Genomic DNA, 24401 nt, shown 5'->3' on the forward strand with positions numbered 1-24401 from the left:
TAAAAACAGTAGAACTTTATTCATTATCAACTTTAAAAACACATATCTAAATTATACGATTCGGTAAATATACAGAGAATGTAGTTCCCTCTCCAACAACACTTGAAACAGCAATTTTTCCCTCATGACCTTGCACAATATTTTTCGCAATCGCAAGCCCGAGTCCTGTTCCACCTTTTTTCCCACGTGTTCTTGCTTTATCAGCTTTATAGAAACGATCAAATAAAAACGGAATATCTTCCTCGGGAATACCAGCACCCGAATCTTGCACTTCAAAAATAAGCCCATTATTTTTCGTATCAATTACAAGCGTTACATGACCGCCTGCATTCGTATGACGAATTGCGTTATCAATTAAATTCGTCAATACTTGTTCCATACGATCTGCATCAAACGGGTATTGCTCAATTGGATTTTGGAAATCAACCGTTAATTCGACTTCTTTATCCTTTGCAATCCCTTGGAATTTTCGGCCTATTTTTTCAACGAAAGGATGAATATCTACTCCACCGATATGTAACTCTACATTACCACTTTCCATACGCGCTAAATCTAACAATTCATTTACAAGTTTACCTAAACGGACGGATTCATCATAAATAATTTGAACAAACTCATTAATTTCTTCTTTCGTTTGCACAATATCATCTAAGATTGCTTCACTGTATCCTTGAAGCATTACCATCGGTGTACGAAGTTCATGTGATACGTTCGCAATAAAGTCTTGACGCATCTTCTCAAGACGACGTTCTTCCGTCATATCACGCAATACTGCTACAGCCCCGCGAATTTTCGTTTGGTTGTAAAGCGGCGTCATAAGAACTACGTAGTTACCTTTTTGTAAATTAATTTCAACTACTTGTTGTTGTTCGCTTTCTACAACGAGATGGAATAGTTCAACAAGTTCAGAAGGTAGCTTTTTACTTAATTCTACTTCTTTTTCTTCTTGCCAAACTTGTAAGAAATGTTCCGCCGGCGGATTGATTACAACAACTTCGCCTTCTTGATTTAACGTAATAACCCCATCTGCCATACTACTTAAAATACTAGCTAACTGTTCTTTCTCTTGTTGCAGGGCATTCATATTAAACTTCAACTGTTTCCCCATTTGATTTAAGGCCGTTGCAAGCTCACCAATCTCATCCTGAGATACCATAGGAGCTTTCGCATCAAACTTCCCACGTGACACCTCAAAAGCAACCTCACGCATTTTACGAAGTGGTGCTGTAATCCGAGTAGATAAGAAGAATGCAAAGAAAGTTGTTAATATAATCGCAATCCCTGCTGATAAGAATATAAAATCAGTCGTTCTTTCCATACCTTGTATCGGTACTTGTAACGATTCGTATACGAACACTGCACTTTTATTTTTTGACTGTACTGGTTTTCCGACAATCATAATATCATTTTCAGTGTTTTTATTCTTTCTACTATTAGAGGCTTTTCTAATGTTATTCTTAATTTCTTTTTTGTCTGTAAAAACAGCCGCTAATTCTTTATCTTCTTTCAAATCATCCATTGTAAGAGTGACTAAACCTTCTTGTTTCGGCGAAGAAGATATTTCTTTACCATCTTCTACAATAATGATCCTTGAAAGTGGATCAGAGAATTTGTACGCGATATTCTCAATCGTTTTTACATCGGCACCTTCTTCAATTAATTCTGAAACACTTGTTGCAACTTTTTGAAGTCTAGTTTCACTCATATCAACATAATATGTTCTAAAAAACTGTGAAAGTAAAATTGCAACAAATCCAAGCACAAACGAAACGAGAAGTAATATGGTCATCCATAACTTCCCTACTACACTTCTCCAAAGCATCAGTCGTTCACAACCTCAAATTTGTAACCTACGCCCCAAACGGTAACAATCATCTTCGCAGCGTCTGGTGATTTTTTGCTTAACTTCTCACGTAAACGCTTTACATGCGTATCAACTGTACGTAAATCTCCGAAGAATTCATATTGCCATACTTCTTTTAACAATTGCTCACGATCAAACACTTTATCAGGCGCTTTCGCTAAGAATAATAGTAATTCGTACTCTTTCGGTGTTAAGTTCACCTCATTACCATCTGCTGTAACACGGTGTGCATCATTATCAATTGTTAAATGAGGGAACACAGTAACATCTTTTGTCGTTGTATCTTGTGTAAAGAATGTTGTTGGTACAGAACGGCGTAAGACCGCTTTCACACGAAGCACTACTTCACGTGGGCTAAATGGTTTCACAATATAATCATCTGTGCCTACCTCAAACCCTTGTACTCGGTTTACTTCTTCACCCTTTGCTGTCAACATAATAATTGGTGTCGCCTTCTTCTCACGAACCCCTTTACACACTTCAATACCATCTTTACCAGGCATCATAAGATCTAATAAGATTAAATCATAATCATTTTGCAGTGCCATTTCTAAAGCTGTATCACCATTATCCGCTTCTTCAATTGTGTATTGTTCTCTCTCTAAATACATTTTCAACAAACGACGAATACGATCCTCATCGTCTACAATTAAAATTCTTGATTCATTTTCCATTTTTACCCGTTGCGTACTTTTACCACAACGGTTCACACCTACCCTTCTACACTATTATGTTGCGCTATTCTCGTTTATTTAAGCAATCTTCTAAATGTTTCACTTCCCATATTATGCTTCACAAGAATAATAAAGTTTGTTCAATTTTTTTCCAAAACTATGTATTTTTTTTGAACAGTATATAATGTCCTCGACATCATTTTACAAAATCAACCGCTACTTTGTCATGTTTTTCTCAAAAAAGAAGAAAAGTTGACAAAAATAAAATAGGAAAGTGACATACACTCTCCTATTTTATTTCTCTATGCGTATGAATGTAAACCCGCGATAATTAAGTTTACTACAATAAAGTTAAACATAATGATTGCAAAACCAATTACCGCTAACCATGCCGACTTCTCTCCGTGCCACCCTTTTGATAAGCGTAAATGTAATACCGCCGCATAAAAGAGCCAAGTAATAAGCGCCCAAACCTCTTTCGGATCCCAGCCCCAAAAACGTGTCCACGCTATTTGAGCCCAAATCATCGCAAAAATCAATGCACCTAATGTGAAAACAGGGAATCCAATTGCAATAGATCGGTATCCAATTTCATCTAGTAAATCACTATTCGTATTCTTTACTAACGGCTGAAGCGCCGCTGATACTCGTTTCCGTAAAACAAGTCTTAATACAAGATAAAGTAACGTCCCAACTAACACTGACCAAATTACAGTATTTAATTTTTTCGCATTTACAATCGCTGGGACTTCAGCTTTTGGTTCTAATTTATTCTCTGTCAATAACTTCCCTTCATGCGGTCCAACTAAAGCCGGAAGGTTGTACTTCATCTCCACTTGTTGTTCATTTTTATCAATCCATTGAAACTTCGCTTCATATTTCATACTAGAAAATACCGTGGTTACTCCAATAAATCCAACTGTACAAACAAGCGTGAACACAACCGTTTCCAACCAAAATGTACGTTTGCTTCTCGTTGATTGATCTACATTCTTTAATAAATACATAACGCCCGTTATAAAACTAATTGCTAAGATCGCTTGTCCTGCTGCTGCAGTCGTCACGTGAATATGTAACCAATTACTTTTTAAAGATGGAATAAGCGGAGATATTTCCCTTGGAAACATACTCGCATATGCAATTAATAAAAGCGCAACTGGTAATGCAAAAAGTCCAATTATACTTACGCGGTACATAAAATACATGACAATAAATGCTCCGACAAGCATCATGCCGAAAAACGTACCGAATTCAAAAAAGTTACTAACTGGTGCATGTCCTGATGCAATCCATCTTGTAACAAAATATACTGTTTGTGCAATAAATCCTAAAATTGTAATCGTTATTCCTACATTTGCCCATTTGTGACCTTTTTCTTTAATCGCTCCCCCGAAAAATAGAGTGGCAATTAAATATAAAATAAATGCGGTAAAGAGAAAGTTACTACTTATTTGCACCATATCGTTTCCCCACCTTAACTAATTTTTTTATCCACTACTTTATCATTTGGCTGCGGAATTGCTGTACCTTCTAGTACTCTTTCAATATCTTTCTTTAAACCGAACCAATTTTTATTCGTATGTCCTGCAATCCACCATTCATCATTAACGCGTTGTATCCAAATACGACGATGATTCCAATACATTCCTTGAATAACACCAACCATAAATATAAATCCTCCAATACCGAGAATCCAAAGCGTTAAATCTTTCCTTACAGTAAGTGCTGTTGCATTTTGCATTTCCACACCTGCGAAAGACATTTTATACTTATTATTTCCATCAGGTTCTATATTTTGCTGAATACCAACAAAACTCACTTCACCATCCGGTGTTTCAGGCGTAAACATTTTAAATACAAATGCAGGGTTGTTTGGTAATTTCGTTTTTGTATTTGGTCTTCCATTCTCATCAAAATAAAAATCAGGGAAATAGCTTAATAGTTCTAAAGAATAACCATTTCCTAAATCAAATTTTTCTGTAGGATTCGTTAAATTTACTTTAATTGGTCCCCACTTTTGATTATTTTCTTTGTTTTGTAAGTTAAAAGACATGCTTTTAAATTCACTTTCTTTATAATCCACTTGATAAACAGCGAACTGATCAAATTTCATTGGCTCATTTACTCGAATTTCCGCTTCTTTTACTTTTTCTAACTTCGGTTTTTGTCCAGCTATATTTTCACCGACCGCTTTATACAATACGGCATTCGTTTGGAAGTTTTTCGCAATCATTTTATCACCTACACGATCAATCGCTTCATCAAAAACTTCCTTGTCCTTACTCTTATCATAAACTTCCTTTATAAACTTCTCGTTTTTTAAATAGTATTGCCCATCCGTTCCTGGTATTTCTTTCGTTTCACCATCACGTAACCAAAGTGCTTCATCTACGTACATACTCGGTAAAAAACGGAGCATTGCACCGAATAAAAAGATAATGAGACCGATATGATTCACATATGGACCCCAGCGTGAAAACCGTCCTTTTTCAGCTAAAATGTTCCCATCTTCCACTTTCACATTATAGTTCTTTTTCTTTAAATTCATTTGCACTCTTTCCAAATCACCATCTTGCGGTGTACCAGTGCCATATACCCTTTGTCTCTTTAAAAAGCTAGGATGCCTTTTCACCCCTTGCTTCTTTAATGCTTTATATAGCGGAATGACACGATCTAAACTACATATCACAAGTGAAATACCAATTGAAGCAATTAAAATCATATACCACCATGAACCGTATAAATTATTAAACCCTAATTGATAGTATAATTGCCCTAAAAATCCGTATTCTTGCTTATAATATTCAGCGGGTGCAACCCCTGGAGTTATGTACATTTCTTGCGGAAAAATAGTTCCGATCGCCGATGCAGCTAAAGTAATTACAATGAGCCATACACCCACTTTTACAGAAGAGAAAAAGCTCCAAATTTTATCGACTATCGTTTTTGTTTGCGTGAGAGATCTTCGAGCACTCCCCTCATAGCGCATATCCAATAGTTTTATATTTTCATTGCTTTCAAACGGTTTCCCGCAAGCTTCACAAAAAACAGTTCCTATTGGATTCACATGTCCACATTCACACTTAATTTCTTTCAACACTCTCACCGCCCTTTTATCTATATGCACTATTGTATATTCTAACCTTAAGTTACCGCAATACTCAGAATTTTTAAACCGAAGGCGCTATAGGTAAGCACCTCCTATGTAAAGGCTTTCTTTATTACGGAGTAATTTTCTTTAAATATCCTTCTAACTGTTCTTTCGTTTGTTCACCTATAATTTGTTCCACTACTATTCCATTTTTATCAATCAGGAAGCTTGTCGGTAATGGTCCTACCCCATATGTGCTTATGATTTTTGTTCCTTTATCAATGGCAACCGGGAATTTCAAATCATATTGTTTCACAAAGTTCTTAACAGCAATCTCTGTTTCATCTGCATCTAACGCAATAATTTCAACGCCTTTTTCTTTATACTTTGGATATAATTCGTTCATATAAGGCATTTCTTTCTCACAAGGTTTACACCAAGTGCCCCAAAAGTTTAAAAATACACCTTTTCCCTTTAAATCTTTTAGTTCAATTTTCTTTCCTTCTAAATCTGTCACAACGAAGTTAGGTGCTTCTTTTCCGATTTGCATTTTCTCTTTATCAGCAAAGAATCCTTGATAAAGTGTAAATCCTACAGCACCGCTTAAAATGAGCAGAATAATAACGCGAAATAATAAGCGATTTTTTTTCATATTGTCTCCCCTCTCTTCGACGAGTGATGAATATATGTATTTTTTAATAAATCACCAGCGGAGCATTCCACTGGTGAAATTTTCACAATATCGATTAGCGAGGCTTTGTAGAAGCCAATGCACGTAATTGTTTCACCTCATGTGGTGTCAATTCTCTCGCATCACCAGGTCGCAAGCTTCCTACTTCTAAGAAAGCATAGCGTTCACGCTTTAGTTTCACTACTTTACAATCTAACGCTTCAAACATACGACGTACTTGACGGTTACGCCCTTCATGAATTGTTAATTGTACAATCGCCATTTCTTTACGCTTGTCCCAAGAAATAATCTTCACACGCGCTGGTGCTGTTTTTCCATCTTCTAGTGCAACACCACGTTCTAACATGCGAATTTTCTCACCTGTTAGTGGACCTTTTATTTTTGCAACATATGTTTTTTCAACTTTATATCTAGGGTGCATTAATACGTTTGCGAAGTCCCCATCATTTGTCATTAATAATACGCCAGACGTATCATAATCTAAGCGTCCGATTGGGAATAAACGTTGTGTAATTTCAGGGAAAAAGTCTGTTACAACATTTCTTCCTTTATCATCTGATACACTTGAAATTACGCCAGTTGGTTTATATAGTAAAAAATAAACAGGTTCTTCTTTTTCAAGAGGAATGTTATTTACTTCTACTTTATCTTGAGGAGTGACTTTCGTTCCTAACTCCTTCACTATTTTTCCGTTAACTTTCACTTTTCCTTGCTGAATTAATTCCTCAGCCTTTCTTCTCGATGCAATACCTGCTTGCGCAATCACTTTTTGTAATCGTTCCATTTCTTTTTTTCACCTCGAATTTATCTTACCTTACATTAGAAAGACTTGGCAACCGCATACACTTGACGGCTTTTCGCTTCATCTCACTTAAACAACATAGCGATGATAATAAACATATAAAGGTCAAATCATGTTTTTACCTTTTATTATTGTCCATCTTTTTCATATTTCTCACAATAAAAGTTCATCATTTTGTCAAAATTACCGCATAAAAAAACCACTATTAAGCAACAACTTAATAGTGGTCGTATACGTATTATAAGCGAAATAGCATAAAAAATGAATAGTATTACTTAAACATTAAAGAAACAAACACAATGGAACAAATAATTCCGATTAAATCGGCAAAAAGTCCTACTTTTAATGCATCTCCCATTTTTCTAATTCCAACGGCTCCGAAGTATACTGTTAAAATATAAAAAGTTGTATCTGTACTTCCTTGCATCGTAGAAGCTAGCCTTCCAATAAACGAGTCTGGCCCATATGTGGCAATTAAATCGGTCGTAATACTTAAACCAGCAGAGCCTGAAATAGGGCGTATAAGTGCTAGCGGAACAATTTCTGCTGGGACATGAATTAAATCTAACATTGGCTTCATTACCGATATCATTGCATCTAATGCACCTGAAGCTCGAAATATAGAAATAGATACGAGCATCCCAACCATAAACGGTAAAATGGAGATTGCAATTTGAATTCCTTCTTTTCCTCCCTCAACGAATGATTCATAGGTTGGCACTTTCTTGATCGTACCATATAAAAGAATAAAACCAATTACACAAGGGATTACCCATAATGAAATTGTATTTACAATGCTCATTTTTTCCGCCCCTTCCTACTCCTTCTTCGGTAAAAATAGCGGTCAATCCAGATCGCTCCGATCATAGAGAGTACTTGTGCAATGAATGTTACCCCAACAATTTCAGTAGGATTCGCTGATTCATACGTCATTCGAATCGAAATGACAGTTGTAGGAATTAAAGTAATCGCTGATGTATTTAATGCGAGAAACGTCACCATCGAACGGCTCGCCGAATCCTTTCCTCCATTTAACTCTTTCAATTGTTCCATCGCTTTAATACCAAGAGGGGTCGCTGCATTACCTAATCCAAAAAAGTTCGCCATCATATTTGATAAAATAAATCCCATTGACGGATGATCTTTCGGTATTTCTGGAAACAACCTTTTTACAATCGGCATAAAAAGTGACACTAACTTTTTTAACAACCCTGCTTCCTCTGCAATTTTCATTAAACCGAGCCAAAATACTAAAACACTAATGAGTCCTATACAAATTGTTACTGCATCTTTTGCCCCGTCAAATACAGCTTTATTTATTTCTTCCATCGTTCCGTTTATCATGGCATAAACAATCCCAATCACCGCCATCGCAACCCATACGAGATTAACCATCGCTCCCAACACCTATCATATGAGAAAAAATTTCTTTCACATTATTCCAATACATTCCCGTTGTAGCTACTAACTTTCGTTTACTATAAAATAAATTCCGTTCTCCAACTTTCTCATTACCAACATAAATTTCTGTCTTCCCAACCTTTACCCCATCCTTAAGTTTTGCACTTTTATCGAGTTCAACTTTTAATACGACATTCTTTCTTTCCTGCTCAGTTAATGGCACCGCAAAACTATTTTTCGTATAAACATGATTGGCATATTTCTTTTCAGTTATTTCAGCAAGGGCTCCTTGCCCTAAAACATTCGTTTGCTTAAAACGCTCAAAACCTTTATCAAATAAATTCATATGATCATCCCAATCACTAGAAGCGCTCAACGTTACGACAATTAGATCTAGTCCATCTTTTGATGCTGTTGTAACAAGCGTCCGTCCTGCTTTCTTCGTAAAACCTGTTTTCCCTCCTGTTGCAAATTCATAATACGACGTCACGAGTTTATGTTTGTTTTTCCACGGATAATCCCATGAATCTGATTTATACGTTTTTGTCCCAAAAATCTTCTTAAAGGTTTCGTTCCCCATTGCATACTTCGTTAAAAGCGCCATATCATAAGCCGACGAATAATGAGAGCCATCTCCATCCAATCCATGTGGGTTTGAAAAGTGCGTATCTTTCATTCCAATTTGTTTTGCCTTTTCATTCATTAAATATACGAACCCTTCTATACTTCCTCCTACATTTTCAGCAATTACTTGTGCTGCATCATTACCAGATCTAAGCATGAGTCCGTATACTAAATCCACTAACTTCACTTTCTGTCCAGGTTTTAAATAAATCGCTGAGCCTTCTACTCTCACCGCTTCATTACTAACCGGTACCATTTCTTTCATTTTTCCTGATTCAGCAGCTAACAAGGCAGTCATAATTTTTGTTATACTAGCAATCTTTTGTGGCTCATGTTCTGCTTTTCCGTATAATACACGACCTGACTGTTGCTCCATTAATACTGCATTTCGAGCACTAACATTACTGTTCATCTTTGCATATGTAGGAATTGGCATAACGCTTGCGTACATAATAAGAAGCGTGATTATTACACAAATTCGTCTCATATTTCCCCCCACGTCCTTTTGGCACTTTTTGTACAAGTGTATGCTTGGCCTTTTAAAATATGAACGAAATCTCCCTCCCCCTTCCAATAAAAAAGACGCAGAGAGCCTGCGTCTAATACGGTGTCCATTCAATTTGTTTCGCACTTTCAAATCTTTTTTCCACATCAGGCCAATTGACGACATTCCACCAGTTTTTTATATATTCATCTTTTCGATTTTGGTATTGTAAATAATACGCATGTTCCCACACGTCTAGTACAAGGAGCGGTATCGTATCCCATTGTGTAAATAATTGATGAAGTGTACTCTGCAAAATTTCCAACCGTCCAGATCGTGGCACCCAAACAAGAATCGCCCATCCTGACCCTTCCACTTTAGAAGCTGCTTCTGTGAAATGTTTTTGAAAACGTAAAAAACTCCCAAAATCTTGTTCAATTTGTTGTGAAAGAGCCCCTCTTGGACTTCCGCCACCATCTTTTTTCATGTTATTCCAAAATATCGTGTGTAAGTAATGACCTGATCCATGAAAAGCTGCTTCTCTCTCCCAATGCTTAATTAGATCAAATTGATTTGTTTTTCTCGCTTCTTCCATCATCTTTTCTGCTTTATTTAATCCTTCAACGTAACTACGATGATGTTTATCATGGTGTAACATCATAATTTCTCTAGAAATATACGGTTCTAACGCATTATACGGATAAGGTAATGGCGGGAGTGTGTGTCCTCCAATTGGAACAGCTCGTTCACTATCCCCTCTTTCATATAGTTCATATTCCTCTTCTCCCTGCACAAACACTTCCTGTAAATGATGCTGAATATGCTCCACATCATCACTTATTTCATACATAAACTCTGCATCTGTATCATACTCATGTTCTTTCATACGGTCTAATAACGTTTGAATTTTATAAGCAAGCATATGGACATCATACACTTCCATTGCACGACTATCTAAAACATGAAGAACACTTTCACACCAGCTTTCTACTTCATGAAAGTAATCTGTAAATACACCTTGCTGACTCATGTTACACCTCCTTAATGCTATCCCCTTAAATATATTCAAAGGAAATCCCTTATATAACTGTATAAAAGGAAAAGAAGCTAAGTCCCCTTAGCTCCTTTTTCGCCATTAATATTTGTGTAACATCTTTGTTTGATAATCCGTCTCATAATATTCTAGTTCTTCACGCATCAATTGAAATTTACCTTCTAAACTCTTCATCACTAGCTCTATAGATGCAGGTGGCGTTTGTTGAAAAACGATGGAATTTTTCCCTGTATAAGCAGACCGACTATTTTCGTACCAATGATCATTCTTTGGTGAAAAGAACTCTGCTATTACTTGATGATAAATTTTATATAGAATCTTTTCAGCTGCTGTTTTTCGAAATGGCTGGCTATTTAATAAAACAAAACATGCATCATGTCCCTCTTCACAAAAAACAAGAAGACGTCTTATTGACGCTAATAACCCTTTATAATATTGTTCATTCCCTGCTGGTGTTTCTTCTAATAAAGAAGGCAACGTATGATAATTCACATAATTGGTTATCAAAGTAATAACATCTTCTAAAAACATAGAAACTTGTTCTGTTTGATTTTCAACCATTAGATTAGACATTTTTTCCCTCTCCTTTGCCATTTCACGCTATTTCTACTCTTTTATTTTTATGTAATTCAGCCAATATTTCTTGTACTTTCACCACTGTTTCCACATCAAAATATTGTTGGAATTCTTCTATATTATTTAAATACAAACGTTTTTGCATGCGAAGCTCATTCTCTTTCAGTAAACAACATATCGCTACAATATCCCGCAAATATATGTCTTGTTCTTCTACTTTACATACTGGATTTCCTTCAAAAGGAGTAATTTCTCGTAAAACTTCTTCAAAATACCGAACGTATAAAACGGAAAAGGTTCTTTCTTTATCATTTAATATATATGTCACTTCAGATCTATTAAAAAAATCTTCTGATGTATTAGGTTTTGCTTTCTCTAGTTCATACCCCGCATAACCTATTATAATCATCTACTTCCCCTCTCTTCCTTCTTTCAACTCATTTTAACTTAATTTTCTGACAAACGAAATACTCTTTTAAATATAACCATCATAAAAAATAGCTTCCTTATACAGGAATTTACCTTTTTATTTTTCTTGAAGTTTGTCATAATAATATTATTGTCTCAGTTTTCTTATACAAGGAGAGTTGTATTTATGTCGTTTTCATGGAAACGTTTCTTACAAATCGGAAAAATTATCTTCCCATTTGTTGTATTAACAATTGTATTCTTTCAAGCAAAAAAAGAATTAGCAGGCATTTCTTTTTTAGAAGCGATCAATACAATTAAAAACATTCCAACCGGAGGAGTATTTTTAGCAATTACACTTGGTGCATTTGCTGTATCAACAATGTTCTTTTATGACTATGTTATGCTTCGTTATTTAAAAGCTGATATACCAGTCCAAAAGATTTTTCGCATCTCATGGATTGCTAATACTTTAAATGGATTTATTGGATTTGGTGGTCTCGTTGGAGCTGGTGTACGCACAATGCTTTATCGTCCATACATAAAAGAAAATGGCAAACTTATTAAAAGTATCGCCTGGATGACAACTGCGTTTATTAACGGACTCGCAATTCTTTCTTTCCTCGGTCTTATTGGAATATTAGACACAAGTTTTATTTTGCATGAAAAACCGTGGCTATGGCCTGTTCTTATCTTCTTCGCCCTTTTCGTCCCTATATACATTGGCTTTTCTAAACTAAAAAATAGAAAACCAAAGCAAACTGAAGGGCAAGAAGGAGAAGGAGAAGAAGAGAAAAATCCAACTGTTTTATACTCATTAGTTTCATTAGTTGAGTGGGTATCTGCCGGTATTGTTATGTACGTCATACTAATATTATTTGGCATCGATATCGAATTTCAAAAGTTTTTAGGTGTGTATGTAATTGCTGCTTTAGCCGGTGTTGTTAGTCTTGTGCCTGGTGGACTTGGTTCATTTGATCTCGTCTTCTTAACTGGACTCGGACAGTATGGCATTGATACAGGCGTATTACTACCTGCTATGTTATTATATCGCCTCGTCTATTACATTTTACCTTTCTGCCTTGGTCTTATTTTTGCAGCATTTGAAATGACAGGCGTGGCCATTAAAAAGTTTGAAGATAAACCTTTTATTGCGCCTGCATTAGAAACAACTGGTGTTATATGGACTTTGCAACGTGATTTTCTAGGAAAACTAGGTTCATGGGCCTCTGCTGCTTTAACAGTATTTGCTGGATTAATGGTTATTTTATCGACCATTCTACCGACAAGTATAAACAGAGCACACGCCTTACATATTCTAGCTCCAAAATATCTTATTCAATTTTCTTTTAGCTTATCACTAACATTCGGTATTCTCCTCCTGATCCTTTCACGAGGCATATATTATGGAACAAAGCGTTCTTACTATATGACGATTATTTCTTTAGTCGGAGCAGCCATCTTTAATACGTTAAAAGGGATTGATATTGAAGAGACGTTTATTTTATTAATCGTACTTGCTGTATTATATATGCTTCGTAAAAGATTTGTACGCGAGAAAATGGAAGTCTCCCTTTCTGATATGGTAAAAGTTTTTATATTCTTACTCATAACTTTATATTTATATAAAAACTTAGGTATTTTATTTGCAGGTGCAAAAGAAGCTTTTAAACCTGATTTTGTCGTTCGTAATATTACGCAAGTGAAACGAAGTGCATTAGCAGCTGCGTTTTTCGTTCCTACATTTTTACTGATTGGCTCACTCATTGCCAATCGTTATCGAAGTGAATTTCCCGGGCAACCAGCTAATGATAAAAGATTGCAAAAATTTTTAGATGAGCATGATGGAAATGTACTTAGTCATCTAGGATTTTTAGGAGATAAACAATTCTTCTTCAGTAGTGATGGGAAAGCGCTCCTTCTCTTCTCTATAACTGGAAAACGTCTCGTTGTGTTAGGCGATCCAATTGGGGATCCTTCCTCCTACCGTACTGTGTTACAAGAGTTTTTAGCTGAGGCTGATCGATTTGGGTACATTTGTGTATTCTACCAAATCGAAAGTAAATGGATGAGTTTATATCATGATTTTGGTTACAACTTCTTTAAGCTTGGCGAAGAAGCTGTCGTTGATTTGAATACATTTACAATAACGGGGAAAAAACGGGCCGGTATGCGAGCGACTTTCAATCGTTTTGAACGAGAAGGCTATACATTCTCTATTCACCAGCCACCGTTCTCAAACGAGTTATTTGAAGAGTTAAGAAAAGTTTCAGATGCGTGGCTCGGCGGAAAAAAAGAGAAAGGTTTTTCGCTCGGATACTTTGACCGTGAATATATTAGCCGCGCACCTATTGCTACATTATCTGATGCGGATGGAAAAATCATCGCATTTACAACTTTTATGCCCGTATATCAAGACGGATCGTTGTCTGTTGATTTAATGCGATATTATCCAGATGCACCTAGCGGCATTATGGATGCAATTTTCATCCACCTATTCCAGTGGGCAAAAGAAAATGAATACCATTCCTTTAATATTGGTATGGCACCACTTTCAAATGTAGGTTTATCGACACAGTCTTTCTGGTCTGAACGAGTTGCTGCTGCCATCTTTAATAATGTTCGTTATACGTATAGTTTCAGTGGTTTACGACATTTTAAAGAAAAATATAAACCAGCCTGGAGCGGTAAATATTTAGCATTTAGAAAGAATCATTCTTTACCAATTACAATGCTCTCTGTAACAAAATTAATAGGAAAAAGAAAAAACAGCTAAATATTTAGCTGTTTTTTCTTTTTTGAACTTGTACAATAAATTCTTTTTCATATTTCTTACCATTTATATAGAAATCTCCCCATATTTTATACGTTCCTTCAGCAGGAAATGTAATACGATATTGCAATTGCTCATCTGTATCAACAGGTATTGCATATAAAAAGTTTTCTCTCGTTTCGTCCACGATATAGAGCTCCTCCACTTCTCCTCTCTCTGAATGTAATTTCAATTTCTCACCCTTTTTTGCTTGGAATTGAAATGTTAACGTCGCTGGTTCATTTGGATGCAATGCACCAAATAAAAGAGAAACTTCATACTCCCCTATTTTTTTTGTAAGTACACTATCGATTGGGAATTTTACTTTTTTCTTATTTTTCTCCTCTACTTCTCTCCCAAAATCTTTCTTTGCAAATGATTTCACCGACTTATTTTTGTCTTCATATAAAAATATTGTATATCTTTCATCTTTCGCTATTTTGGAAGACACTTTATATGATCCATTCCCTGCAAATGTAGGTTTCATTTGTTGTACATGCTTTAATTGTCCATCCACAATAACTGCCCGAATTTGATCATTTACACCACGAACTTCGTTATTTTTATTATTTAGTAATTGAAACGAAATATCTACTTTCTCATTTCCTTTTGCGTATGACACATCCCAGTTTACTTCCTGAATAGCACCTACAGTCTCTGTAGTTTCTTGATACTTTTTTATGTAAAATCCTCCTACTACAATAAATAACAAAGCAACAAATCCAATGACAAGATTTTTCAAGACATCACCTACCATTTTTATTGTCTCTGTTCATACAAAACTTCTTACTTATATATTCTAGATTGTGATTTATGAAATCCTCCTGTTTTGCACATATTACAAATAATAAAAAGATTTTAATTGAAAGGATTCGTAGTGTATAATGCAAATGATATTGATTTCTATCAATACAATATAAGGAGGACTTTTCATGAGTGTACATATTGAAGCAAAACAAGGCGAAATCGCTGAATCTATTCTATTACCTGGTGATCCATTACGTGCAAAATATATCGCTGAAACATTTCTAGAGGACGTTACATGCTATAATAACGTGCGTGGCATGTTAGGCTTCACTGGAACTTATAAAGGAAAACGTGTATCTGTTCAAGGTACAGGTATGGGTGTTCCTTCTATTTCTATTTATGTAAACGAATTAATCCAAAGCTACGGAGTTAAAAATTTAATTCGCGTTGGAACTTGCGGTGCGATTCAAAAAGACGTAAAAGTACGTGACGTTATTATTGCAATGACAGCTTGTACAGATTCTAATATGAACCGTTTAACATTCCCAGGTTTCGATTTTGCACCAGCTGCAAACTTTGATCTTTTAAAGAAAGCTTACGATGCTGGAACTGAAAAAGGCTTACATGTTCGTGTTGGTAATGTTTTAACAGCAGATGTATTTTACCGCGAAAGCATGGACATGGTTAAAAAACTTGGAGATTACGGTGTACTAGCAGTAGAAATGGAAACAACTGCTCTTTACACTTTAGCAGCGAAATACGGTGTAAATGCGTTATCTGTATTAACAGTAAGCGATCACATCTTCACTGGTGAAGAAACAACATCTGAAGAGCGTCAAACTACATTTAACGAAATGATTGAAATCGCTTTAGATGCAGCAATTCAACAATAATACATTAAAGAACTCGTCATACGTCTGTCGAGTTCTTTTTATGTGACTTTTTATTAAAAACTACTTTCGGAAGAGACAGATTTTCTCCTCTACTTTTGTGTACCATTTGTTATAATAAAGAAATCATTTACAGTATTTCTCACAAGAGGTGACGCAGTGAAAAACAGAAGTATCGTCTTTAAACTATTTTTATTAACATCGACATTATTTACAATCATATTCCTCCTTTTTTTCTTAGGACAATCTCTATTTTTAGAAAAATTTTATATTAATAAAAAAGTAAAAACAGTTCAAACTGCTTTTGAAAAATTCGTAGCTAATTATGAAAAAAGCGAAAAAGATCCTGAGGAAATTAGAAAACTAAAACAAGAATTTCATGATAAAACAAATGCTGATATGCAATTTTTAAATTCTGAGGGCATTATTAAAAGTGACAGCAATTACTACATTGATGTAATTAATCCTAAAAATAATGAAACATATTTCATTCCACTCAATAATCTTTTAACGCCTGAAGAATATAAGAAATTCGAAAACTTAGGATTGAAAAAAGATGGCATGATAAATGTCGTCGGTTTGTTACGAGGGAGAACAATAACACCACTAGAATTGACAACAAATTATAATAGATGGCAAAACGAACGTGTCACTTCAGATTTTCAATCCATTAATGGAAACTCTTCCAAAAATAGACTTACAAACCGCTCTAAAACTGTAACTCAAATTGAGTTTACTGGTATTATATCTAAATTACAGCTCCCATCAAAAGCCGAGGTTCGGCTTGCAAATGATTTTGAAACATTACAAGCCGTTCAATATTTTGCAGACATTATTAGAAATGGCACTGCTAACTCGCACCAATTAAACACTTATATAATAGATGGCGGAGAGAATATAAAGAATAGTATCTTTGTAAAACCTATTATGGAAGACGGAAACATTACAGAATACGCTTTTGCGATAGCATCTTTACAGCCTGTTAATGAAGCAATGCTCGTTTTAAAGGATTATTATGTCTATGCCTTAATCATCGTATTTCTCGTCATTATTTTGTTATCCTTCTACTACTCAAAAATCATTGTGAAACCATTAATTAAAATTAATCGCGTTACAAAAAAAATGGCCAATTTTGATTTTAGCGAGAAATTACCTGTGACAGCAGACGATGAGATTGGTGGACTTTCCGGTAGTATTAATACGTTATCGGTAAACTTAAAAGACCGAATTGATCGATTAAATGTTGCCAATACAAAATTACAACAAGATATTGAACGTGAACGTCAATTAGAGAAAACGCGAAAAGAATTCATTTCTGGCGTATCACACGAATTAAAAACACCACTTAGTGTAATTAGAAGTTTCGCAGAAGGAATTAAAGATGGGGTTAGTAAAGATACGACGTATTACACAGATGTTATTTTAGAAGAAACCGAAAACATGAATAGACTTATTGTTGAAATGTTAGAATTAGCAAAATTAGAATCAGGTACGTACAAGCTAGATATGACGACATTCTCAATCGGTGAATTAATTCAACAAGTCTATACAAAGTTATTATTTAGCATGGAAGAAAAGCATTTACAAGTGAATATAGATGTAGACTCTTCTATATTTGTTCAAGCGAATCGTAGTCGTATTGAGCAAGTGGTTGTGAACTTACTTAGCAATGCCATTCGCTATACGCCAGAAGGAGAAAAAATACAAGTTTCCGTTATAGCAATGGAAGATACAGTAAAAATACAAATCGAAAACACAGGAAACCCTATCCCAGAAGAAAGTCTTGAAAAAATTTGGGATCGTTTCTACCGTTTAGATGCATCTCGTAGCCGTCATACTGGTGGTACTGGTCTTGGATTATCAATTGTAAAAAACATTTTAGACCTTCACCATGCGGAGTACGGTGTATATAACACAACTAATAGTGTTGTATTCTACTTTAATTTACAAAAAGTAAAAGAAGTCAAATAATTTGTCTTAATTTCACTAGGAGTTCACATGAAATTCACACTCTCCCTTTATAGTAAAAAACAAGTTAATCCTTTCCTTTACACATATAAAAGAGGAGAGTGCGTGAAATGAAACAAGCAGGACAACCTATTCAAAATGAAAAACAATTAGAAACTATCAAAAATATACTTTTACAATCTTCGAAACGTGATGGCTTATTATTCGTATTAGCTGTAAATTCTGGCTTAAAAGTAAGTGAAATCTTACAATTAAAAGTTAGTGATGTAATCGATGAAAATGAAAATGTTCGCCATTCCATTTTATTTTACAATGAAAAAGTAAAGAAACATAAATGGTTTGCTGTAAATGAAGACTTACAGCACGCAATCGAAGACTACATGAAAGAACGTAAAACTTGGAAACGTAATGAACCATTATTAAAGTCTCAAAAAGGAACAAAATCTATTACGAGACAACATGCATGGTACATTTTAAACAAAGCTGCAAAAGAAGTTGGATTAGAAGGGATTAGCTCACATACACTTCGAAAAACTTGGGGATATTGTGCATACAAATCAGGTGTTGACATCGCATTTTTACAACACTTCTTTGATCATAGTACTCCATCAAAAACTTTAAAGTATATCGGTATTGCTTAATAACTCTTATACATAAAAAAGGTTACCATTTTATAAATGGTAACCTTTTTTATGTTTCACATTCTCTTCCCTTGTCTCTCCTATATTGTAGTGGTACTCTAATAGTAAGGGGGAGAAATTATGAACACATTAACAATTGAATTACCGAAAGAAACGGCTGAAAAACTTGATTTATTAAAACAAGCTTATGAAAAGAAAACAGGTGCTTCCATTTCTGAGAGTACTCTAGTTCAAACACTTATCTCAAAAGAGTTTATCCAAGCGATAACTCCTTTTGATTTACAACAATTCGTCACTGGAAAAGAACAGCATTAATTGCTGTTCTTTTTTTGTACTTTATCAAGAGATCTCTTAATCAGCCCTCACCAATCGGACTTTTACGAGCAGCCCGATCCCCACCTAACTTCTTTGCTTCATCCAAACCTTTTATCCTTTTCGGCAAGAAGACTTCATCTGATTTGTGTTACGGGTGAAACCCAACAATTCAGATGGAGATGAATTGTCGTCAGTCAATAAGGATGAACTCTTTTGTTTCGCTTATAACAATTTTCTCGGGGGGAAAGTTTGTTTCTTTTTGTCTTACGATATGTCGGAAATAAGGAGAGAATATATCTTAAGATAACGAAATTGGATAATCATAATCATTTTGTTACTTGCACCAAAAGGAATTAATAAGTTAATTCTTTAAGAAAGGTGGTGAAAACAATGGCTAAAAAGAAAGCAGTGAAAGTATTACGGAAACAAAAGAAAAGAGAAACGCTGCGACATTTCACGCAGAAGCAAAATATCGGACGAGCTTGTTTCACGGCTAAAGAATTTCGTTTACTTCAGCGCATGTCACATAGTTCAAAAGCATTGCGAAATGTTGGGTTGTATACCATGAAACAAAGTTATTTGAATCATAATAAAATAGCTACTGTAAAAGAAGTGGATACCGCCATGCAAGCCGATATGAATTACTGGGGCGTGCAATCAAACTCTGTCCAAGCGATTCGTAGAGCCTTATATGCAGAAGTGAAGAGCTTTTTTAAGGCATTGGAACAGTGGAAGAAAAATCCTGAGAAGTTCACAGGTCGTCCTAAGTTTCCGAATTATTCTCGTTCCACTGACAAAAGAATTATTGAAATCTATCAAGTTCCAAAAGTAGATGAGAACGGGTATTGGACCATTCCAATGAGTGTTGCGTTCAGGCAAAAATTCGGTTCCATTCAAATACGTATACCTAAAAATATAAGAAATAAAAAAAGCTCCTACATTGAGATTGTACCAAAGCAAAAAGGTCGGTTCTTTGAGGTGCATTTGTTCAAATCCCGTTTCATAAACTGATTGCAGCAATTGAGAATAAATGTATAAAAGAAGGTATGCGATTTTTCAAACAAGAAGAAAGCTATACTTCAAAAGCTAGTTTTCTGGATAAAGATCCGGTTCCAGTTTGGTGGTCTAAGGATGATAAGACCCATTATTACTTTAGTGGCAAACGAATCATGCGCGGTCTGTACCAAAGTAAATCAGGGAAATGTATTCACGCTGATATTAATGGTGCATTAAATACATTGCAAAAATCAAGAGTGGTAGAATGGGATGACAATCTCAAAGTGAAAACGCCGATTCTATTAGAAGTGCAAAAACGTAAGGTTGTTGCTTCGCGCATAGCTTAGTGGGTGCGTCAACCATCCATGTGTACTCGACTTGTCGGGGCTTGTAGCACACGCCGGATTCATCTGAGTGGTGGCTTCTTTCATAAGGAAGAACTGCTCTTTTTCGAAAGGGTGGTGCACGTGGGAAAGCAATCGTTCGTTGCCAGTACCAACCAAAAACATACTTGGGGTGTTACCATATGGTGGCATGAATGCTAGAGCGTCAACTGTCTAGCGATAGATGAAAAGACCTAGTGTTCTAACTCAAGCCCCCACTGAAATGTTTTATCTCAGTGGGGGTAGTTGACTTGGAATCTCCCTACCATTAATGTCTCATAAAAAGTTTTTTATTTATTTTTCGGAAAACTATTGACAATGATAATGATAACCATTATCATTTATTACGAAGCCAACAATTGATGAATCAACCAAACGCTCAGTAACATTGTTACCCCTCTTTTTCATATAGAAAGGCACTGTACATTCCCCCTGTTTGTACAGTGCCTTTCTTGTTTATTATCATTCAAACAAATTTAATTGCTCGGGCTTCGGCTCACCATATGTAATGTTCATCATTTTCATAAGCTGTTTCGCATTATCCGCTGCATCTCCGCCTGAATTGTTGTTAAATAGTACATATATGTTCTTTGTCTTCTTTTTTAATTGCTCTAATCTTTCTACCCATTCTTCTAATTCTTTATTGTTGTAGCGATATAAGCAACGAACCGCTCTCCAATTTTCTCCTTTATCAAGCCACCCATGAACATTTCGACCATGAAAACGTATTAACACCAGCTCTGCATTCGTTACTTCTAGTACGAGCGGTACTGAACCTATTCCGGCCTGTGGCTCATCACAAATGGTATGAATCCATTTCTCTTGTTCCAAAAACTGTAGCGTCTTATCTCTCATTTCCGGATAAAACCATGTTTGATTCCGAAATTCTATGGCACATGGCAAATCTCCCATTTTTTCTTTCGTATATCGAAGAAAATCTACATTTTTCTTTTTGCAATCAAACCATGGTGGATATTGAAATAAAATCGTTTTTAATTTACCAGCTTCTATTAAAGGAAGAATGGATTGTTTATACACATCAAACATTTCATCAAACGTAGAAAAAGGAATTTCACCTTTCATATGTCCCGTCATCCCTTGATACGCTTTTACGACAAACGAAAAATCATTCGGTGTCTCCATTGCCCATTTTGTATAATTTCGTGCAGGTTGCATCGCATAAAATGAACTATCCACTTCTACAATAGGAAAATGCTCACTATATGTTCGTAATTTATTTCTATTTTCATAGGGATCTATATATAAAGAATCGTGGTCTCCCCATCCTGTTACTCCAATGAAAAGCAAATATATCCCTCCCTTTTTCACTTCACTTTCTATTCATTCTACTCACTTCCTGAACACTTCGACTAATCAATTTCATTAAGTAGCCCCTTCTTTCAGAGTATCCGTATAAAAATATGATATACTAGATGGAAGAATTTTTAAATTGAGGGGTTATTTATTTATGCTTCCAAACGATGATATTGTATCTCATGAAAAACGAATAGAAGAACTAGAAAACAAAGTACGTTTTTATGAAGAACTTGTGAATCAATTACCACATCATTTCACATACAAAAATCCACATATTGGTTTACAAATAAAGAAAACGAGAACGACTCATTCCATTCAAAACATACAAAAAGAAAATAAAGAGGCTCATTTTCAACTTACTTGCGATTCATTATTTTTATTTGAACAACTTGAAACATACTTTGTTCATATTTTTGATGCTTTTTCACATCATGTAACCTTTGTTGATAATAAAGGAAATATTACATTATGTAATCAAATTGCAGCAGATGATTTTGGTGTAGTACGAAATGATATTATCGGAAAACCAATTCAACAATTACTACAATTACCAGAAGAAAAAATTAAAGCCCTTGAAACATTAAGAACAGGCACAGAAATATATAATGAAGAAGTTTTAGACAAAAACTATGGCATTTTAAATAACCGAATTATTCGTGATTATAACGGAGAGATTTTTAGAGTTATTAGTGTCTTTCATTATTTAAACTCAGAACGTGATGCTGAAAAATTTTCGTTAGCAGGAAGAATCGCAGCTGGTATTGCACATGAAGTACGTAATCCTCTTACAACCGTACGAGGTTATTTACAATTTTTACAAGAAAGTGTTTCTCCATCTAATAAAGAACTATTTAAAAACTTACTTATTCCTGAATTAGATCGCGCGAATAGTATTATTACAAAATTTTTATCTATTTCAAAAACACGCGAATTTACAAGAGAACCCTTTCCAATTAATACGTTTTTACGTGAATATATTCAACAATTACTAGCTAGTGAAGTCTTTTTACACAACATTTCAATTGATTATAATTTCTCTACCGAATTAGATGATATATTAGTCCATATTGATCGTCACGAGCTTGTACAAGTTTTTTTAAACCTATTTCAGAACGCTGTCGATGCGCAAGGTGAAAAAAAACTTTCTATCCAAATCACTAGTTATCGCCTAGATAATTTTGTTCGTATTACATTCACTGATAATGGGATTGGTATTCCTCCAGCCATTCAAGAATATATCTTTGATCCATTCTTCTCAACAAAAGATTCAGGTACAGGGCTGGGCTTGTCAGTAACGAAGAAAATCATTCAAAATCATAACGGTACATTAAAAATGACTAGTAATGAAAACGGGACAACTTTCACTATTTCAATTCCAATCTTACCTAAAACAGCCCTTGAAAAATTAACTCAATGTGACTAAAGGACTAACCCACGAACTGCATGCCAATTGTTCAACATTCTCAGCAATTGGCATGTAGTTTTTTATGTTGCACTTTTCTTCTTTACAGTATATAAAACCTTCTCTATATCTTACTTATTTTTTGCTAGGTGGGCCAATTTCTTATTTTTTTAGAAATGGTAGTTTGTCCATCACGAATTTAATATAAATTTCATTTTAATATATAGTAATGACTATTGATTCTATGAAAGAAAGGAATGAACAGATGAACAATAAAAATAAAGGAAAAGTATTTTATGGGAATGATTGTTGCGAAGTCAGAGCTTGTAGTCATATTAACATTTCTAAGTCCGAACTTACAGAATTCGTTAAACTTCTTCAAGCTCTTGGCCTAGCTATTCAAGCTGTCTTTCAAAACCCATCTCAAAATAATATCGATAACTTAATTGCCGTCCTCAACAACCTACAAAAATTCCTCAATTGCTTAGATCTATCTCCAGCACAAAAACAAATTGGAAATTCTATTATTGCTAATCTATTAACTATTTTAACGACAAATCCATTCTCATGCGGAGCATTGTACGTTGAGCTACAAAGCCTGCTTAATTATTTATTGTATATTGCTAAGTTATTCAAAGTAGATTGTTGTACGATCGACAAACTAGTTAAACTCATAACAGAAATCCAAACTATCCTTGTTCAATATGGATCAGGATGCCTTGGTGGTGGAGGAGCAACAGGTGCTACTGGTGCTACTGGACCTCAAGGTGCTACCGGTCCTCAAGGACCAGCGGGTGCTCAAGGTGCTACTGGACCTCAAGGACCAGCGGGTGCTCAAGGCGCTACTGGTGCTCAAGGGCCTCAAGGTGCACAGGGACCAGCGGGTGTTCAAGGTGCTACTGGACCTCAAGGTATTCAAGGACCAGCGGGTGCTCAAGGTGCTACTGGTGCTCAAGGACCGGCGGGCGCTCAAGGTGCTACTGGACCTCAAGGACCGGCGGGCGCTCAAGGTGCTACTGGTGCTCAAGGACCGGCGGGCGCTCAAGGTGCTACTGGTGCTCAAGGACCAGCGGGCGCTCAAGGTGCTACTGGTGCTCAAGGACCAGCGGGCGCTCAAGGTGCTACTGGACCTCAAGGACCAGCGGGTGCTCAAGGTGCTACTGGTGCTCAAGGACCAGCGGGTGCTCAAGGTGCTACTGGTGCTCAAGGACCGGCGGGTGCTCAAGGTGCTACTGGTGCTCAAGGACCAGCGGGCGCTCAA

Annotated in this window: 21 protein-coding genes and 1 pseudogene; 8 read left to right on the top strand and 14 right to left on the bottom strand. The window is 35.6% G+C overall.

Going from position 1 to position 24401, the window contains the following annotated elements; translation table 11 throughout:
• Positions 1–46: 46 nt before the first annotated feature.
• The 12 genes from resE to AC3WTI_RS10650 all read right to left on the bottom strand — a co-directional run bounded on the left by resE (position 47) and on the right by AC3WTI_RS10650 (position 11670).
• Positions 47–1822: a sensor histidine kinase ResE gene (gene resE, locus AC3WTI_RS10595; protein WP_087958104.1), complete on the bottom strand. Its 1776-nt coding sequence runs from the start codon at positions 1820–1822 to the stop codon at positions 47–49.
• Complete coding sequence (gene resD / locus AC3WTI_RS10600; protein ID WP_000426862.1) at positions 1822–2538, bottom strand: DNA-binding response regulator ResD; 717 nt, start codon at positions 2536–2538, stop codon at positions 1822–1824. The genes resE and resD overlap by 1 nt, the downstream gene beginning before the upstream one ends.
• A gap of 302 nt (positions 2539–2840) precedes the next feature.
• Positions 2841–3998 carry a cytochrome c biogenesis protein ResC gene (gene resC / locus AC3WTI_RS10605; RefSeq protein ID WP_087958103.1) on the bottom strand — a complete coding sequence of 386 codons (1158 nt, stop codon included), beginning with the start codon at positions 3996–3998 and terminating at the stop codon, positions 2841–2843.
• Between the two features lie 14 nt (positions 3999–4012).
• Complete coding sequence (gene resB, locus AC3WTI_RS10610; protein ID WP_087958102.1) at positions 4013–5638, bottom strand: cytochrome c biogenesis protein ResB; 1626 nt, start codon at positions 5636–5638, stop codon at positions 4013–4015.
• Between the two features lie 121 nt (positions 5639–5759).
• Positions 5760–6281 carry a thiol-disulfide oxidoreductase ResA gene (resA, locus tag AC3WTI_RS10615; RefSeq protein WP_087958101.1) on the bottom strand — a complete coding sequence of 174 codons (522 nt, stop codon included), beginning with the start codon at positions 6279–6281 and terminating at the stop codon, positions 5760–5762.
• A gap of 94 nt (positions 6282–6375) precedes the next feature.
• Positions 6376–7104 carry a 23S rRNA pseudouridine(2605) synthase RluB gene (rluB, locus tag AC3WTI_RS10620; RefSeq protein ID WP_063224409.1) on the bottom strand — a complete coding sequence of 243 codons (729 nt, stop codon included), beginning with the start codon at positions 7102–7104 and terminating at the stop codon, positions 6376–6378.
• A 289-nt stretch (positions 7105–7393) separates the two neighbouring features.
• The gene (gene spmB / locus AC3WTI_RS10625; RefSeq protein ID WP_000029511.1) at positions 7394–7924 is read right to left on the bottom strand and encodes a spore maturation protein SpmB; all 531 of its coding nucleotides are present in this window, start codon (positions 7922–7924) and stop codon (positions 7394–7396) included.
• Positions 7921–8517, bottom strand: a complete 597-nt coding sequence (spmA, locus tag AC3WTI_RS10630; RefSeq protein ID WP_087958100.1) for a spore maturation protein SpmA — start codon at positions 8515–8517, stop codon at positions 7921–7923. The genes spmB and spmA overlap by 4 nt, the downstream gene beginning before the upstream one ends.
• Entirely contained in the window at positions 8510–9634 is a 1125-nt protein-coding gene (dacB, locus tag AC3WTI_RS10635) for a D-alanyl-D-alanine carboxypeptidase DacB (protein ID WP_087958099.1), read from the bottom strand. The genes spmA and dacB overlap by 8 nt, the downstream gene beginning before the upstream one ends.
• Positions 9635–9746: 112 nt before the next feature.
• Positions 9747–10661, bottom strand: coding sequence for a superoxide dismutase (locus AC3WTI_RS10640; protein WP_000082672.1), 915 nt, complete (start codon positions 10659–10661; stop codon positions 9747–9749).
• Positions 10662–10766: 105 nt separating this feature from the next.
• Positions 10767–11258 (bottom strand): YpuI family protein, encoded by a 492-nt coding sequence (locus tag AC3WTI_RS10645; protein WP_048526967.1) that lies wholly within the window; start codon positions 11256–11258, stop codon positions 10767–10769.
• 22 nt (positions 11259–11280) lie between these two features.
• Positions 11281–11670 carry a hypothetical protein gene (locus AC3WTI_RS10650; RefSeq protein WP_087958098.1) on the bottom strand — a complete coding sequence of 130 codons (390 nt, stop codon included), beginning with the start codon at positions 11668–11670 and terminating at the stop codon, positions 11281–11283.
• Positions 11671–11856: 186 nt separating this feature from the next.
• On the opposite strand from AC3WTI_RS10650, the gene mprF reads away from it, so the two are divergent.
• A complete protein-coding gene (mprF, locus tag AC3WTI_RS10655) occupies positions 11857–14445 on the top strand; it encodes a bifunctional lysylphosphatidylglycerol flippase/synthetase MprF (protein ID WP_087958097.1) in 2589 nt (862 codons plus the stop codon).
• A 4-nt stretch (positions 14446–14449) separates the two neighbouring features.
• Here the strand turns inward: mprF and AC3WTI_RS10660 are convergent, their stop codons facing one another.
• The gene (locus AC3WTI_RS10660; protein WP_142286632.1) at positions 14450–15238 is read right to left on the bottom strand and encodes a DUF8832 domain-containing protein; all 789 of its coding nucleotides are present in this window, start codon (positions 15236–15238) and stop codon (positions 14450–14452) included.
• A gap of 175 nt (positions 15239–15413) precedes the next feature.
• Here AC3WTI_RS10660 and deoD point away from each other — a divergent pair, with 175 nt between their 5' ends.
• From deoD to AC3WTI_RS10685, 5 genes and pseudogenes are all read left to right on the top strand, one after another.
• Positions 15414–16121 (top strand): purine-nucleoside phosphorylase, encoded by a 708-nt coding sequence (gene deoD, locus AC3WTI_RS10665; protein WP_000110707.1) that lies wholly within the window; start codon positions 15414–15416, stop codon positions 16119–16121.
• Between the two features lie 156 nt (positions 16122–16277).
• A complete protein-coding gene (locus AC3WTI_RS10670; RefSeq protein WP_087958096.1) occupies positions 16278–18089 on the top strand; it encodes a sensor histidine kinase in 1812 nt (603 codons plus the stop codon).
• Between the two features lie 107 nt (positions 18090–18196).
• Complete coding sequence (locus tag AC3WTI_RS10675) at positions 18197–18727, top strand: tyrosine-type recombinase/integrase (protein WP_000806236.1); 531 nt, start codon at positions 18197–18199, stop codon at positions 18725–18727.
• A 120-nt stretch (positions 18728–18847) separates the two neighbouring features.
• The gene (locus tag AC3WTI_RS10680; protein ID WP_001094861.1) at positions 18848–19042 is read left to right on the top strand and encodes a DUF3924 domain-containing protein; all 195 of its coding nucleotides are present in this window, start codon (positions 18848–18850) and stop codon (positions 19040–19042) included.
• Positions 19043–19432: 390 nt separating this feature from the next.
• Positions 19433–20385: pseudogene (locus AC3WTI_RS10685) on the top strand (zinc ribbon domain-containing protein).
• Between the two features lie 498 nt (positions 20386–20883).
• Here AC3WTI_RS10685 and AC3WTI_RS10690 read toward each other — a convergent pair.
• Positions 20884–21729 (bottom strand): DUF72 domain-containing protein, encoded by an 846-nt coding sequence (locus tag AC3WTI_RS10690; protein ID WP_087958095.1) that lies wholly within the window; start codon positions 21727–21729, stop codon positions 20884–20886.
• Between the two features lie 160 nt (positions 21730–21889).
• Between AC3WTI_RS10690 and AC3WTI_RS10695 the strand changes: the two genes are divergently transcribed.
• Complete coding sequence (locus AC3WTI_RS10695) at positions 21890–23161, top strand: ATP-binding protein (RefSeq protein WP_087958094.1); 1272 nt, start codon at positions 21890–21892, stop codon at positions 23159–23161.
• 244 nt (positions 23162–23405) lie between these two features.
• Positions 23406–24401: collagen-like repeat preface domain-containing protein (locus tag AC3WTI_RS10700; protein ID WP_492304362.1), on the top strand; the 996-nt coding region annotated here is incomplete at its 3' end.

It is taken from the genome of Bacillus sp. EB106-02-03-XG38 (genome assembly GCF_058792175.1).